This is a genomic window from Variovorax sp. 679 (genome assembly GCF_003952185.1).
Lineage (GTDB): Bacteria > Pseudomonadota > Gammaproteobacteria > Burkholderiales > Burkholderiaceae_C > Variovorax.
This window is the reverse complement of sequence record NZ_RXFS01000004.1, coordinates 258,923-275,485: the sequence shown is the minus strand read 5'-3', so window position 1 is coordinate 275,485 and position 16,563 is coordinate 258,923. Positions and strand designations below refer to the sequence as shown.

Genomic DNA, 16,563 nt, shown 5'->3' with positions numbered 1-16,563 from the left:
CTTTCGCAGGTGAACGCATGGGTGGCGCGCTGAAGCGCCTTCACCCGGTACACCGTACGAAGCGAAAAAAGGTATCACCCCCGGGAGAAAAAATAATCACCGCGGCTCGATGACGACCCAGTAGCGCGTCATGGTCGAGATGCGCACCGGCAGGGTCTTCTGCAGCAATTGCAGGCTGGCATCGGTGTCCCTGAGCGGAAAGGCGCCCGAGACCCGCAGGTCCGCCACGTCGGGGTGGCAGCGCAGCACGCCGGCGCGATAGCGGCCGAGTTCCGCGGCAAACGCGCCCAGCCGCATGTCGCTGGCGACCAGCATGCCCTGCTCCCAGAGCGCGGCGGTAGGCGATGCGGCGCGCGGAGGCTCGATGGCCGTGGCGCTGAACACGGTCTGCTCTCCCGCCCGCAGCACGAGCGACTGTTCATTTTGTTCTGCCCGGATCCGTACCGAGCCTTCGAACAGCGCGACGCGCGTGCCTTCGCCTTGCACGCCGACCGAGAAACGGGTGCCGAGCGCACGCACGGTTCCTTGCGCGGTCTGCACGATGAACGGCCGGTCGACCGGCGACGGATCGTCGTGCGAAGTGGTGACGAGAATCTCGCCGTGTCGCAGGCGCAGGCGGCGCTCGGCACCCGTGAAGACGACATCGACCGCGCTGGAGGTATTGAGGACGAGACGGGTGCCGTCGGCCAGCGTGATCGTCTTCTGCTCACCAGCCGCGGTATGCAGGTCGGCGTTCCAGCTCGCTATCCAGGTGCCGACGGACGGATCGCGCCATGCGAGCCAGACGACCGGCGCGGCAACCGCGGCGATGCCCAGCGCACGCAGAGCCTGGCGGCGCCCCGGGCCGGCCAGGCGTTGCATGGTCTGGCGGCCGATGGCCTTGGGCACGATCTCGAAAGTGCCCATCACGGCCTCGGCTCGCCTCCAGGCTTCCGCGTGGGCGGCGCTGCGTGTCCGCCATTGCTCTAGCTGGCGCAGCGAAAGCTCCGTCATGTCTCCGGACTGCAGCCGGACCATCCAGTCGGCCGCTTCCCCGAGCAGTTCGTCGGCGCCGCCAGCCATCGGCAAGGGTCTGCAGCTCATCGGTTCAAGCGGCCGCCAGGCACGCCGCGAAGGCGCGTCGCATGTGGCGCTTCACGGTGATCAGCGAGGTGTCGTGCTGCTTCGCGATTTCGGCATAGGTCATGCCGTCGAACTGGGCCAGGAAGAACATGTCGCGGGTCTTCTCGGGCAGGTCGCGCAGCATGGCTTCGATGCGCTGCAGGGCTTCGAGGATCAGCAGGCAGGTCTCCGGCGATGGGGCGGCGTCCGCCGATATCACCGCAAGGCTGTCGAGATAGGCGCGCTCCACATCCTGCCGGCGCCAGTGGTCGATGACGAGGCCCTTGGCGATGTGCGTCAGCAACGCGCGCGGCTCGCTGCGCAACGCAGCGAACTTCCGGCCGATCAGGACACGCACGAAGGTGTCCTGTGCCAGGTCGGCCGCATCGCAGCCGTTGCCCAGCTTCTTGCGCAACCACGCGTGCAGCCAGCCGTGATGGTGGCTGTAGAGCGCATGGAGTTCCGCGGAAAAGGATGATTCAGCAACGGACACGAAGAGCACCAGGACGAGGTCGGGAGTCAGGAAGAATGAAGTAAACGATTCTCATTTTATTGCCGGCGTGATATCGAGGTGTCCAAACTGTCTGCGCGGCGTGACCGACAGCAGCCGCGTCCTGTCGCTTCGCCGTTATCCCGCTGCGACCGTGACCCAGTACCGGCTCAGCGACCGCAGCCGCACGGGCAGCGTCTCGCCGAGCATCGCCAGCACGGCGTCGGTATCCGCCAGCGGGAACGCGCCGCTGACCAGGACGCCCGCCACCTCCGGGTCGCAGCGCAGCACACCGGTGCGATAGCGCGCCAGTTCGCCGATGAAATCGTCCAGCCGCATGCGTTCCACGACGAGCATGCCGTCCGCCCACGCCGCGGCGCCGTCCGGCGGCGTGCTAAGGCTGCCGACGCCGGTGCCGCTGAATCGCACGCGGCTGCCGGCGGGCACGCGGGTGACCTGCGAGCGCTCGCCGGCGCTCAGGTCGACGGCTCCTTCGAGCACGGTCACCTCGCTGCGCCGGTCCCCTGCATCGAACTCGCGGACCAGGAAGCGCGTGCCGACCGGCACGATCCGGCCATCGCGTCCGAGAACGACGAACGGACGCCCGGCGGAGTCCTTGGCGGTGGTCACCATGATTTCACCGCCCACGAGCCGCAGCGTCCGGGCGGTGGCGTCGAATCGCACGTCGATCGCGCTGCGCGTGTTCAGCAGCACCCGTGTGCCGTCGGGCAGCACGATGTCGCGGCGCTCGCCCGCGGCCGTCCGGTAGTCGGCATTCAGCAGGGCGAGGTCGTGCCGCATCGCCCATGCGGTCCACGCGCCCACGCCCAGCCCCGCGATGGTCTTGAGCGCCCACCTGCGGCGCTGCCGGTCCGCACCGCGCAGTGCCATGCGCGCAACGTGCGGATCGACCGCCCCCGTGCCTTCACGCAGATCCCGCCCGAGGCCGCACACCCGCAGCCAGGCGCGCTCGTGGTCGGGGTGCGACTGGCGCCATCGGGCGCAGGCATCGCTGTCCTCTGCCGAAGAGCGGCCGGACTGGATCTTCACCAGCCACTCCACGGCCTGATCGACGATCCTCGCGTCTATCGGACGCGCCGCGTCCGCGATCGACCGGAACACCGACTGCTCGACACGGGCACCGGCCTCACTCGCCATACACAGCGTCGTAGCAATGCCGGTAGGCCTTCACCATCGCCTTCTGCACCACGTTGACCGAAACCCCGAGCTGCTGCGAGATCTGCGGGTAGGTCAGGCCGTCGAGCTGCGACAGCAGGAAGATCTCCCGCACATGCGGCTTGAGTCCCTCCAGCACGCGGCTGATGGCAGTCAGTGCCTCCAGCACCAGCAAGCGGTGCTCCGGCGAAGGGCTCGCCGCCTCGGGGAGATGCGAGATGGCGTCGAGATAGGCGCGCTCGAGGGCGAGACGGCGGAAATACTGCGCGGCGATGCGTGTCGCCACGGTCGTCAGGTAGGCGCGCGGCTCGCGCAGAGGCCCAGCCTCGTTGGACGACAGGATGCGCGCAAAGGTGTCCTGCGCGAGGTCAGCGGCGTTCTCCAGGTTGCCGAGCTTGCGGCGAAGCATCTCCAGCAGCCACGAATGGTGGTCGCTGTAGAGCCTGTGCACGAGGCGAACGGAAGCTTCGGTAGTGGGCATGCAGGCTTGCTACGGAACCGCGACGCTTGTTGAGAATAATTATCATTGTAGTTCATTGGTATTGCAGTCGATGCCGGCCCGCAGGCAGGACCGACAGGTGCAGCAGCGCCTGCCGCAGCGCGGTGTCCACCCTTCGCAGCGACAGCCCGTGCCGCACCGCCACTTCCTGCCGGGTGAGTTCGTGCACCCGCAGCGCCACCAGGATGTCCTGGTGCCGGTTGGGCAGGCCCTGCATGGCGCGCTCGACCGCCTCCAGGTCGGAGCGCACCTCGGCGATCAGCTCGGGCCCCGGCGAGTGGTCGACCACCTGCTCCAGCATGTCTTCGGCATCGCCCGCGTATTGCCACGGCCGCTCGGCGCGCAGCCGGTCCGTGACGGCGTTGCAGGCCACGCGGTAGATGTAGGCCACCGGGTTCTGCACCGTGCCTTCGAAGCGGGCTCCGGCCAGCTTCATCCAGGCCTCGTGCAGGCTCTCGCTGGCCGCGTCGGCGCAGCCCAGGTACCGTGCGAGCCTGCGGTGCAGCCCGGTGTAGTTCTCCACCAGCAGCGCCTGGAAATCCGGTTGCGGATGCTCCGGCGGCGACGGCGGGGCGCAGTCGATCTCTGCGGCCTCGCCGCAGGGCTCGTACATGAACATGGTCATGGCGCGACGGCGTGGCCTAGCGTCCGCGCGGCAGGCCGCGGCGCTCGCTCTCGCTGAGCCGCGCGATCTGCGCGTCGGTCAGCGCCCCGTGCCCCACCATCTGGATGAAGCTCGACGGGTCGTAGCTCGCCTGCTCCGCCGGCTTGCGCCGCACCTCGCCCGCGCCGGGCGCCCCGCTCGCAGGCTCGTCGCCGAAGCCCAGCACCCGCACCGTGAACACCGAGGGAAGCGCCTGGCGCTGCGCCGCGCGCTCGCGTTGCAGCACCTCCTGCGCGGCACCGGCCGCCTGCGATGCGGCCGCGCTGGCGTTGGTGAGCGCGCCGACGTTGACCGCCGCCAGCGTCGGAATGCCCGCCGACTCGCCCTTGACCGCGATGTTGGCCGCGTTCACCACCTGCAGGGCCGCCAGGTTCACGTTGCCCGACACGCGGATGCCCGCTTCGCCCGCGTCGATGGTGCCCAGCGGCGCGATCAGGTCGATGTCGCCGGCCGGCACCTCCGGGATCGGCGCCAGCGTGGCAATGCCCGCGCCGGTGCTCGGCACGTTCGACGACAGCGTCACGTTGCCCCACTGGTCGTACTCGCGCTTGGGCGGCGTGTAGACCACCGTGGTCTTCGAGCCCCGGCCGGCGTTGATGTCGCCCTCGGCCGACCAGCCCATGATGTGGCCGCCGAAGGTGGTCATGATGCGGCTCTGGCCCAGCAGGATGCTGCCCAGCGAGTAGGTCGAGATGTCGCCCTTGCCCTGCGTGATGACGCCCGGCGTGATGCCGCCCCTGGCCACAGGCGCATTGCCCTCGATGCCGAACACCTGCGCGCCGCCGGGCGTGAACACCTGGATGCCGCCGCCGAACAGCGTGTTGACGCCGGCCGGCCCGTACATGGTGATGTCGCCGCGGTAGCCGATAGCGCCGCCCGCGGCATCGCTCTCGGGGAAGAGCGCCGCGATGGCGTTGCGACCGCGCAGGTAGCTGCCGAAGCGCGCGCTGCGTGCATCGTTGTACTCGCGCCCGCTCGCCTTCAGCTCGGCGAAGTACACCTGGCGCGCGAACACGCGCTGCTGCTCGGCCGGCAGCGCGTCGAAGAAGGCCTGCGCCTCGTTCGCCGTGCCGCTGAAGCCCAGGCCGTTGTCCTTGTCGGAGAGCCACGCGAGCAGTTCCGCCTCGTAGGTCTTGACGACCTTGCCGGACTGGCTGGCCAGCGAGGCGCCGGCCTGCGCGCGGTTGGCCGCGCCGAGATAGCGCGCCAGGAAGCCCGAATAGTCGGCTCCGTGCGCGCCCGTGCCGGCCATCATCGCGATGCTCGCGCCCAGTCGCTTGTCGCCCGCCGTCAACGGGCCCAGGCTGGCGATGGCGGCGCGGTCTTCCATCACGATGTTGCGGCCCGCGCTGACTTCCAGCGTGCCGGGGCCCGCCACGTTGAAGCTGCTGTAGAGGATGTCGCGCCCGGCGACCACGCGCGAGACGTCCTGCGCATGGCCGTGGATCGCGAGATTGCCGCTGGACGTCGCACCATTGTTCGAGCCACCCAGGCTCGTGAACGTGGGCTGCCCGAGCACGGTGCCCGCGCTCACGATGTCGCGCCCGGCGATCACCCAGCTCGGCGCCGCGGCTTCGTACCAGGTGCTGCCGTCTTCGCGCGCGACGATCTCGCCGCTTCGCAGGCCGACGATGTCGCCGGTCATCGCATAGAAGCGGGACGGCGTGCGCAGCGCATCGGTGGCCGCATAGGTTTCGGGAGCGAACGCGAACAGGCGGAACGGGTCGGTGCGGGCTGTCATCGTCAGCCCCTCCGTGCCGAGGTTGCTGGCCACGCGCGTGTTGCCGTTGAAGCCGGTGAAGGCTGGCCTCGACGGGCTGGGCATCGCCGCCGGGTCCGCGCCCGACTGGTTGATCGGGTAGCTGCCCATGTACAGCGAATCGCCGGCCAGCAACTCGAGCTGACCGCTGCGCGACGGCGCGAGCAGCAGCGACGTGCGCGACGCGAATTCGTTGACACCCTCGCTCGCCGCGTTGGCCGCCGCACCGTTGTAGATGCTGCCGCCCGCAGCCACCGCGCGCAGGATCGCCGGATAGACGAAGCGGTAGTCGCTGGCCGACGCATTGACGCTGGTGGTCAGCGACTGCAGGGTCGATTCGCTCATCTGCGTGCTCGGGGTCAGGCTGCCGCCGGCCGAGAACAGGTCGATGGCGGTGCGGTCGGTCCACAGCGAGAACCAGCTCAGCCCGCCGCCACCGTAGGTGCCGGAACCGGTACTGAAAGGCGAGCTGTTCTGCATCCGCACGCGGCCTGCATCGGCCGCCGCGCCCACCACCAGGTCGCCCAGCGTGTCGATGCGCATCGCCGAGTCGCCGGGAACCAGCACCAGGCCGCCGGTCGATTCGGCGCTGTTCGAGCTGAAGGGATCGAAGGCGCGCGGGTCCTTCAGGTCGCGCCCGCCCAGGATCATGCCGCCGACCGATGCCGCGCTCAGCTGCGTGGCGCCGCGCAGGTTGACCAGCGCGCCCTGCAGGTCGTGGTTCGGAACGAAGGTGGTGTTGGCGTTGCCGCGCGCGAGTTGCGAGCTGTTGACACCGCCGCCGATGCGCATGTCGATGTCGCCGCCGCCCGTGAGCACGATGCTGCCGTCGTCGGCCACGCGGCCGGTACTGCCGACCGCCACCACCAGCCCCTGGCTGCGCGCCGTGCCCTTGCGCTCGAGCATGCCGGCGTTGCCGCCGGCCTGCACCTGCACGTTGCCGCCGCCGAGTGCGCCGAAGCCGGTGAAGCCCACCAGCGACGGCTTCACGTCGGCGGCCAGCAGGCCCGCCGGGTCCACCGCGTAGCTGCCGAAGTTGATCCACCACGCCGTCGGCAATTGCGCGCTGCCGTCGCCCTGCCGCCAGAGCCAGTTGCCCACGCCCACGCTGGCCTTCTGCGCCGCGTCGTTGGCGGGCGTGGACAGCATGTCGCTCGTGAGGTTGCCGCCCGCGCGCACCGTGAGGTTGCCGCCGGCCTCGGGGAACCACGCCTGGTAGACGCGGCCGTCGCCAGCCACCAGCGATTCGTAGTCGGCGCCGCCCGCGCCGAGCACGCTGCCCGCGCCCGGCGCGTTGCCGCGCGCCCGGTTGAAGCGGCCGTCGACACCCGCCGACTGCGTGCCGGCGGTGTAGATGCCGTAGAGCGAGCGGGCGTCGATGTCGCCCGAGGCGATCAGGTCGAGGTCGCCGGTGCCGGTGCGCACCACGCTGATGCCCTGGCCGTGCGCGGCGATCACGTTGATGGCCATGCCGTAGTCGATGCAGGCGTCGACGTTGGTCAGGCAGCGCGGCAGGTCCTTGTCGGGAACGGTCGTGCCCGCGGGCTCGCCGAACACGTTGCCCGGCGCCCATACGATGCCCGTCTTGCTGACGCAGTCGCCCGGGTCAATGAGCGGGCACAACGCCTCCTCTTCCTTGGTCACCGGCTGCCCCGCGGGCATGCCCCAGTTGTTGTTCTCCGCCCAGACCAGCGTGCCGCCGCCCTTGGTGACGGTGGCGCCATAGTGGGTGTCGGCCAGGCGCAGGCTGCCGGTGTTCGCCAGCGCGATGCGGGTGTCGGCCGCGCCCAGGTCGGCGCCCGCCACCAGCCGCACCGCCCACGACTCGCTGCCTGCGGGCAGCATCGGCGCCAGCGCCCAGTTGCGGCCGCGCGTGCCGTTGCTGTCGGGGCGCAGCTCGATGTAGCCGACGCCGTTTTCGAGCACCACCCGCGTGGTCGACGGGATCAGCGCGCCGCGTCCCAGTTCGAGCGCACCGCGCAGCAGCACGGTGTTGCGCACGACGTCGTTCTCGTAGGCCACCGGCAGCGGCACGCCCTTGGGCCACAGCATGGCGCGCAGCGCGGTACCGCTCGGCAGCGGCGTGCCGGCGCCCAGTTGCGTGCCGGCCGGCAACGTGACGGCGTCCTTCAGCAAGGTGCCGCGCGCATGCAGCAGCTTGCCCGCCGCGTCGCGCACATCGGCGGCAAGCACGGTGCCGGCGGTCAGGGTGAGCGGTTTCGCCAGCGTCGCGGCCGCCGGCAGGCGCACGGCCGCGCCCAGCGTCAGCTCCTGGATCGGCAGGTCGTAGTTCAGCGTGGTGCCCGACGGAAACGCCGTGCCCTCGGCCAGGCGGACGCCGCCGATCGGCAGCACCAGGTCGCCGTTGTAGGGCTGCACGCCCGGCACCAGCGCCCAGCCGTTCTCCTCGGGCGTGACCGGCGGCGGCGCGAAGCCGTCGTTGATGCTGCCGTAGATGTCCATGTTGCCGGCGGCGCGCAGCACCAGGCTGCCCGCTTCGCCGGAGCCGTACACGCCGGTCTTCTGCGTGCGCGGGTTCAGGCTGGCGTAGCGGTAGCCCGACAGGTCGAGGTCCCCCTGCACCACGAGATCCTTGCCGGTCACGATCTCCACGCCGGGGCGCAGGTGCAGCGCATCGGCATAGGAGGCGTTGTTCAGGCCGGCGAGCTTGCCGTGCAGCAGCTCGCCGTTGGCGAGCGCGGCGTCGATGAACTTCGTGCTCTGCGCGTGCTTCTGGTCCAGGTAGGCCTGCGTGATCTCGCGGTACGGGCGCCCGCTCACCGAGTCCAGGCCATCCTTGATGACGGCCAGCGGGTCGGTGTCGTCGTAGCGCCAGACGGCATTGAGCGCGATGGAGCGCGCGCCTTCGATGTTCAGGCTGCCGCTGGCGTCGATCCTGATGTCGCCGCTGGTCTCGCCGGTGCGCGGCGCATTGAGCTCCAGCGTGCCGCGCTTCTGGCCGTCATGCTGGCCGGGCTGGTTTCCGACGGTGGCGCCGGTGCCGTGGCGCAGGTCGATGTGAGCGCCGCTGGCCAGTGTCAGTTGGCCGTCGCCGCTGCTGAGTTCGACGATGGCGCGATTGGGCGCGTCGATGATCTTGCCGCGGCTGTCCACGCGCAGCACCGTGCCGTGCGCATCGAGCAGCGCACCGCCGCCGATCGTCAGGCCATGCTTGCCCGCGAGGCGGATGCTGCCCACGCGTTCTCCGCTGGCGTCGATCGTGCCCAGCACCGTGAGGCTGCCGTTGTCGACCGAGACATTGACCTCGCCGGCCTTCAGGCCGTTGCCGATGACGAGGTCGCCCTGCTTCAGCTGGAAGCTGCGGTTGCCGAACACCGCGCCGTCGTTCAGGCGCCGGTTGAGGCCCGCGAACTGGTCGTCGAGCGTGCCGCTGTCGCCCAGGCGCTGCGCGCGGATGTCCACGCTGCCCGCCTTGAACGGCACCATCGTGCCGCCGGCGTCGTAGTGGCCGCTGCTGGCGCCGAGGATGCGGCCCTGCAGGTCGACCACGCCCGCCGAGGCGCCGAGCGCCACCGCCTTGAGCGTGCCGGCGCGGTTGCCCTGCGCCGACAGGTCGATGGTCGCGCCGGCCGCCTGGCGGATGCTGCCCGCCTGGCTTTCGAGGCCGACGTCGCCGCCCCAGCTGAACTTGTCGAGGTCGTTGAAGCCCAGCTTGCGGCCACCGACGTCGATGAGCGCGCCGTCGGCCAGCGCGATGTCGTCCTTCGCCGTCAGCGTCAGCTTGCCGGTGGGCAGCACGATGGCGGTGTCGAGCACGATGTCGCGGGCGTTCAGCGCGAGGTCCGCGCCCAGCGCCCGGATGTCCTTGCCCACCGCCGCGTCGTGGCGGTTGCCTGCGGACGCGCCGATGCGCAGCGTGCCGCCCGCGGTGATGCGGTTGACCGCGCCCGCCTCGCCGGTGACCAGCGGCGTCGCGATTTCCAGGTTGCCGCCGCTGTAGACATAGCCCTTGCCGTCTTCGTAGGCGCCCTGGCTCTGGTAGACCGAGAGACTGCCCCTGCGGCTGCTGGTGAGGCGATCGCTGGCGCCCAGCTTCACGGTGGCGAAACCGAGCGCGAGGCGCGCGTTGTCGTCCTGGCCGTTGCTCACGGTGTGGGGCATGTCGCCGAGTTCGATGCGTTCGGCCCGGATGTCGAGCGTGCCGCTTCCGGTGCCCGCGCCGCCGCCTGCCACCGCGCCCGGGGCCTGCGTCGCGCCGCTCCAGACCAGGTTGCGCGTGCGGATGGTGGCCACGTCGCCCGCGCCGCCCGAGCCGTAGATCGCCGGGGTGCCGAGCACCAGCGTGTCCAGGCGCGACTTGCCCGTGGCCGGATCGGTGGTGTCGAGCGTGACGCTGCCGTAGAAGTTGATCGCGTCGCGCGCCGTGAGCGTGAGCGACTCGAGCGCCGGCGCGCCGGTGCTGGTGTCGCCGTTCAGCAGGCGCTGCAGCACGTCCTGGTTCAGCGTGAGGCCGTTGGCCAGCACGCCGCGCGCCTGCGCGTCGGCCAGCGCCGGCACCGAGCCGGCGTTCACGCCGCCCACCGCCAGCGCCAGGTGGCGCGTGCCGTAGCGCGACGCTTCGCTCAGCTCGAACGCGCCGTTGGTGGCCGCGGTGATCGTGCCCTCCGAATAGAAGGTGCTGTTGGCGCTGCACGACGAGGTGTTGCACACGCCCAGCAGGATCGAGCCCTTGCCCGTGGCGGCTGGCGCCAGCACGTCGAGCCGGCCGTTCGACACGGCCAGCAGGCTCGAATCGCCGGGCTGGTAGACAAAGCCCGAGGACGAGTCGTAGATGGCGGCGCCCTGCCCGAGCGTGGAGATGCCGGCGCCGGCCTCGACGGCCAGGTTGCCACGGCCCGCGAGAAAGACCTCGGGGGCCTTCAGCACGGCACCCGCGCGCAGCTTCACGTCGCTCATCGCTTCGCTGAAGCCGACGTAGCGCCCCTGCTGGCCGTAGATCACCGTGGGTCTCGCGCCGACCACCAGCCGGTCGGCATGCAGGTCGTTCAGCGTGTCCGCACGCACCGAGGCGCCCTCGAAGCCCGCGGTGCGCGACTGCCCCGCGCCCAGCACCTCGACGTCGCCGCCCAGCACCATGGCGGTACCGCCACGGCCGCCCTGCGCGGCCTGGAAGCGCGCGAGGCCGTCGAAGTCCAGCGACATGCCGCCACGCCCGGAGCCCAGCACGAAGGCCAGCGATCCGGCATCGGCCGGCAGCACCCCGCGCGGCACGCCCAGTCGCGCGGCGTCGGCGCGCACGAAGTCGGCATAGCTCGTCTCGTTGTATTGCGCGTAGGTGCGCAGCACGTCGGCCGGGGTCACGATCACCTGGCTGGGCAGGCTGTCGCGCAGGCCCGTGCCGGCCACCGAGAGCCGGCCCGTGGCGGCCCAGGAACCGTTGCGCATCGCCAGCGCCTGCCCGGTAGTGCCGACGTTTCCGGCCGCGCCGTTGAGCTCCACGCGGAAAGCGCCCGGCAGCAACGCATAGGTCGACGGCATCAGCGTGTAGGTGCCCGCCGGCAGGCCGGGCACGCCCGCCCCGATGGTGATCTGCCGGCCCGTGGCCGCCTGCGAAGCCCCCGCCGGACCGCTGGCCGGCGCGGCCAGCGGCTGTGCACCGGGCACGATGGCGTACACCGCGTTGGTGGACAGCGAAGGCAGCGAGAAGCGGCCGTCGGCGCCGATCTGCATCAGCGGATGGAAGCGCGCGTCGGTCGAGCCGCCGCGGCCCGCGACGAAGCCGGCGCCGGCGAGTTCACCGCCGCCCGAGAGATCGAGCAGCGCGCCGGCCTGCACGTCCACATGCTCGGCGCCGAGCCGGATGCCCGCGCCGCCGCCCGCGCCCACGGGCCGCACCGAGCGCCCGTCGTACTTGTAGTCGATGCCGTCGGTCGTGCCGCCGTAAGGCATCGTCAGCCCGGCACCGCTGACCGAGGTGATGCTGCCCGGCAGCAGCGCCACGTTCAGCGCGCCCTGCTCGAGATCGGTACCCAGACGGATGCTGCCGAGCGGCGCGCGGACGACACCGGCCTGCTCGATCACCGCGGCGCCGAATTCGAGCGCGCCGAAGGCCGAATACGGAACGCCGGCCGGCGCGTCGCCGCGACGTTCGATGCGCAGCACGCTGTCGGGGTCGTACACGACACGCAGCGCCACCGGGTCCATGCGATAGCCCGCGTTGACCTGCGCGATGGCGCCGGTCTCGGGGTAGAGCTGCGCCGCGGCGAACGTGAGGCTGCCGTGCGTCCACAGGCGCGAGCGGCTGTCGTTGTCGTTGGCCAGCAGGAAGCGGATGTCGCCGTCGCTCGCCAGTTCCACCTTCTCGAAGCCGCGCCGCTCGACGTGCACCGGTGTGAACTCGCCCTGCATGGCATAGCGGCCCTCGGTGCCGAAGGAGATGCTGTTGCCCAGGTCGAGCAACCGGCCGGCCTGCACCGAGAACTCGGCCGTCGAGTCCAGCGGCGTCATGCCGTGCAGCATGCGCGGGCGCAGCACCCCGACGGCCGCGTAGTACGCACCCGTGCCCGACAGCTTCACGTAGGGCGCCGCCAGCTGCACGCGCGCCGACGCGCTGGAGGACTCGGCCAGCGACAGCGAGCTGGAGAACAGCGTCAGGCCCTGGCCCATGCGCAGCGACACGTCGCCGTCGAACGAGAGCTGGCCGTTGGCCAGCAGCGTGAGGTTGTCGAAGCCGCCGGCGCCCAGCCGATCGGCCGACAGCCGGGTCTTGCCGTAGCGCAGCGCCGCGTCCGCCTGGCCGGGCGCGAGATCGTCCGGCAGCAGCGAAGCGCGCGACTGCGACTGGGCCACCGTCAGCTCGCGCGGAACGATGGCTTCCTGCTGCGCCCGGTCGAGCCCGCCGGAGTCGTACAGCGGCGACTCGAGCGCGATGTCGAGCGAGCCGCCTGCGGCTCCCGCGCCGCCGGCCGCCGCGCGCAGCGAGCCGTCGATGTGCAGGCCGAGGTACGAACTCAGCGAGATGCGCCCGCCGTCGGTGGCAACGGTCGTGGGGCCCAGGCCCGGCACGTCCAGCACCGCCTGCGCGCCCGAGGCATCGAGCTTCGCGCCGGGCCGCACGATCACGTAGGCGTCGGCCGAACTCGCCACCGCGCGGTCGTGGTCGATGACGCCGCCCAGCACGATGCTGCCGCCGCGTTCCACGCGCCCATAGGTGCGCCCGTGCACGTCGGTGGCCGTGTGCGCGCGGCCCGACACGTCGAGCACCGCGTTGTCGCCGATCCAGATCGAGCGCGTGTGCACCTTGCCGTCGGCCTCCGGCGTGAGGCCGGCGACGTCGACGAAACCGTACTGCTGCTGGCGCACGTCGATGCTGCCGCTGTGCGCGGTCAGCGCGCCGTCGATGGTGATCTGGCCGGCTCCGCGCAGCGCGATCGATTGCCCCGGATCGACCTCGATCCGCGCGCCGCGCCCGACGGCCAGCGTGCTCGTTGCCGGATCGATCTCGGTGATCAGGCTGCGGCCGGCCTGCAGGCTCAGGCTCGCGCCCTTGCGCTGGCGAAGAACGGCATTCACCGCGTCTTCCTGGTAGAGCGGCGGCGTCCACAGTTCGAGCGCGCGCGCCGGGCCGGCGCCGCTGGCCACGCGGCGCGCGTCGTCGCGGAAGCGATACACCGGCATCGTCACGTCGACCTGCGTGCCTTCGGCCACGGTGAGGCCTTCGCCGCCGGTGATCTCGTAGGCGGAGAAGCCCTTGTCGAAGAAGTTGCCGCCCAGCACCAGCGTGCCGGGCGGCGTGGCGCTGGCGCTCGCCGGCTGGTCGGAGACCAGCACCTTGCCGGCCTGGATCGACAGCGTGCCGCCGCCCGCGACGCCGTAGCCGCGCAGTTGCGCCTCGGGGTCCAGCTGGAGGCTGCCCTTGCGCGTGGTGGTGGCCAGCGTCACGTTGCCGCCCTTGCCGGCCTGCGTCTTGCCGCCCGTTCGCATGACCGCGCCCGAGGACACGTCGATCACGCTCGCCCTTTGCAGCGCCACGTCGCCGGTGCCGCGGATCGACACGCTGCCGCCGTTCGCATATGCCAGGTCTGGCGTGAAAGGGTCGAGCTCGGCGTTGCGCCACAGGCCGCTCGCGTCGAGCCTGGCGCCCTCGGTCAGGGTCACATGCCCGAGGGGCTCTTTCGCGTTCACGAGGGTGTCGAGCGTGCCGCTCGGGCCGGTCTGCGCGAGCGTGTTGCCCAGCATGATGCTGCCGCCGTGCGCGCTCAGCCCGGCCTTCACCACGACGTTGTTGCCGTACAGCGTGATGTTGCCGCCCGCGGCCGCCTGCAGGTCCGCGTTGACGTCGATGCGGTCGCGCGCGGCGATGCGCACGGCGCCCAGCGACATCCCGTTGAGCTGCGCGGTGTCGAGCAGCAGGCTGTTCCTGCGCTCGGCCGGCAGGGCCGTGGCAAGGTCCAGCGCCGCCGCGATGCGTTCGCCCGTGTCGCCCATTTCCTTGAGTTCCACCCGATCCATGTTGGCGCTGAGCAGGTGGTTGAGCGCGCCGGTGCGCCGGTCGAACATCGGCAGGTATTCGCCGACGATGAGCTGGCCCCTGCGCGATGCGGCGTCGTGCGACTGGTTGTAGCCGTCCAGCCCCGCCTGCGGCGCCTGGGTCTGCCGCGTGCCCTGGAAGGCTTCGGCGGTGATGCCGCCTTCGAGCACCGCGGCACCCGTGGCGACGACCAGCTTGCCGGCATCGCGCCCGACCGTGTAGCCGTTCTCGAGTCGCTTCTGCGCACCGATCAGCGGGTTGTAGAAGTAGCCGGTGGTCTTGTCTCCCCAGCGCTTGTGCTCGTCCTCGAAGCCGCGGTAGAGCCCCTCGTAGCGCTGGTCGCCGGGCGCCTTCGACACTTCATACAGGCGCCCGTCCGCGCCCTTGAGCCAGGTCTGGCGGATGAAGCCGGTCTGCACGTTCAGCGTGCCGCCCGAGAGATTGATGCTCGAGCCGCCCTGGGTCACGACTTCCGCGCCGCCGAAGGTGACGGTGCCGCCCTGCGCCATCCATTCGCTCGCGGTGTGGCCTTCGGTGCCGAGATAGCCGCCCACTTCCAGCAGGCCCCCGGCCGTGTACCAGCGGTCGCTGGCGTAGCCGTTGGTGCCCTTGGGCACGAAGACCAGGCTGCGCCGGTCGATCCACACGTCGTTGTTGTTCAGCCGCTTGCCGTCGCGGTTGAGCGGCGCATCGCGCTGCTCGTTGCCCTGGACGTTGATCTTGACGTTGTTGCTCTCCATGGCCAGGCTCACGCCCACGGCGCCGGAGACGTCGATCTGCGCGCGATCGCGCACCAGGGTGCGGGCGGCGGCGGTCACCGCGATCTGCCCGCCGGTCGCGAGCGTCAGGGAGTCGGCCTGGAAGTCGACCGTGCCGCCGCTGGCGATCTCGATGCGCGACTGGTCGCGGCGATCGGCCACCGCCACGATGTCCGGGTTGCCGTTGACCAGCGCGGGGCCGCGCAGGCCGTCGCGCTGGCTGTCCAGCGCGGTGGTCTTGCCGTCGTCCTCGATCACCACGGCCGTGGTGGCGCCCTGCCCGAGCGCGACCTTGCCGTCGGCTCCCACCGCGGCGAGGTGGACGGTGCCGCGGGTGTTGACCGTGGTGGCGGCGAGGGCCACGCCGTCTTGCCGCACGTCGCGCCCCACCATCGTCACGTCGCCCTCGCGCGCGACGATCAGGCCGGTGTTGCTCACCTTGCCGGCGGTGCTGTCGGCACCGAACTGCGGCGTGACCTCGTTGCCGCGCGTGGTGGAAGCCTGGTTGCCGCCCGTGCCCGAACCCTTCTTGATGAGGAAGCTGTCGCCCGCCGCGAGCACCGCCTGCCCCCTGGGCGTGGCGATGTCGCCGGCGTTGTGCACCTCCTGGCCCACCAGCAGCACGTAGCCGCCGCCCTCGGTGGAAATGGCCGGCGCGCGCGTCGCGATGCGCGCGCCGGCCTGCACCTCCACCTTGCCTTGCGCGCCGGTGAAGCTGGGCGCGGTGCCCGCGCTGTAGATGCCGTTGGCGTTGAACTGCGAATCGGAAATGTGCGCGGCCGCGGCGACCAGGTTGCGCGTGTCGACCTGGCTGGTGCCGCTGAAGACGATGCCGTTGCGGTTCGCGATCAGCACCGTGCCGTCGGCCTTGATCTGCCCCTGTATCTGCGAGGGCCGCGCCTGCGGGTCGTTCACGCGGTTGAGCACCGCCCAGTCGGCCTGCTGCCTGAAATCGACCGTGGTATTGCGCCCGACGTTGAAGGTCTCCCAGTTCAGGACGGCCCTGTCGCCGGTCTGCTGGATCGCCACGTTCGTGCGCCCGTCGGCCTGCCGCGTCTGCACCGGCGCGTTGGCGTTGGCCCAGCCGGCCGTGAGGCTGTTGGTGTCGACCCTCAGGCCGCCGTCGGCCAGGCCGTCGGGCACCGAGGCGTCGTTCTGCGCGGCCGCGCGTGCGGCGGCCTGGGCAGCCTGTTGCGCCGCGATGCCGCGCGCCGCCAGGTTCAGGTTGTTGATCGACTGCTGCAGCTGCGCGTTGGCGCGCTGTTGCTGCGCCTGCGGGCTGGCGAGCATCGACGCGGGCATGCCGTTGGGCAGGCGGCCGGTGGCGGCGGCGGCGTTCTGCGCCATGTTCTTCTGCGCCATCCACGCCGGGCTGAAGGCCTGCTGCGCGTGGGCCGGCGCGGTGATCGTGGTGGTCGCGCCGGCGGCCAGCGCCAGGGCCAGGGCCTGGGCCAGCGGCGAAATGCGGAAGCTCCTCTGATGCACGACGGCGGCGCCCGGCTTGCGGCTGCGGCTGTCGTGTCCCTCGTGTTTTTTCATCTGGCGCCCGGTAAGGAATGAACTGCATGGGCACGGAAGGCGCGCCCCTTACTTGTCAGACCGGGCGAAGTAAACAGAACCGCTAA

General features: G+C 71.1%; 6 protein-coding genes. All 6 read right to left on the bottom strand.

Annotated features, from left to right (window positions below):
• Window positions 1-96: 96 nt before the first annotated feature.
• The 6 genes from EJO71_RS11725 to EJO71_RS11700 all read right to left on the bottom strand — a co-directional run bounded on the left by EJO71_RS11725 (window position 97) and on the right by EJO71_RS11700 (window position 16,477).
• A complete protein-coding gene (locus tag EJO71_RS11725) occupies window positions 97-1,083 on the bottom strand; it encodes a FecR family protein (protein ID WP_240651363.1) in 987 nt (328 codons plus the stop codon).
• Between the two features lie 4 nt (window positions 1,084-1,087).
• Window positions 1,088-1,594, bottom strand: coding sequence for a sigma-70 family RNA polymerase sigma factor (locus EJO71_RS11720; protein ID WP_125948884.1), 507 nt, complete (start codon window positions 1,592-1,594; stop codon window positions 1,088-1,090).
• Between the two features lie 135 nt (window positions 1,595-1,729).
• Complete coding sequence (locus EJO71_RS11715; RefSeq protein ID WP_125948883.1) at window positions 1,730-2,749, bottom strand: FecR domain-containing protein; 1,020 nt, start codon at window positions 2,747-2,749, stop codon at window positions 1,730-1,732.
• A complete protein-coding gene (locus EJO71_RS11710) occupies window positions 2,739-3,248 on the bottom strand; it encodes a sigma-70 family RNA polymerase sigma factor (RefSeq protein ID WP_125948882.1) in 510 nt (169 codons plus the stop codon). The genes EJO71_RS11715 and EJO71_RS11710 overlap by 11 nt, the downstream gene beginning before the upstream one ends.
• Window positions 3,249-3,300: 52 nt before the next feature.
• Window positions 3,301-3,891: a sigma-70 family RNA polymerase sigma factor gene (locus EJO71_RS11705; RefSeq protein WP_125948881.1), complete on the bottom strand. Its 591-nt coding sequence runs from the start codon at window positions 3,889-3,891 to the stop codon at window positions 3,301-3,303.
• 16 nt (window positions 3,892-3,907) lie between these two features.
• Window positions 3,908-16,477 carry a filamentous haemagglutinin family protein gene (locus EJO71_RS11700; RefSeq protein WP_125948880.1) on the bottom strand — a complete coding sequence of 4,190 codons (12,570 nt, stop codon included), beginning with the start codon at window positions 16,475-16,477 and terminating at the stop codon, window positions 3,908-3,910.
• Window positions 16,478-16,563: the final 86 nt, after the last annotated feature.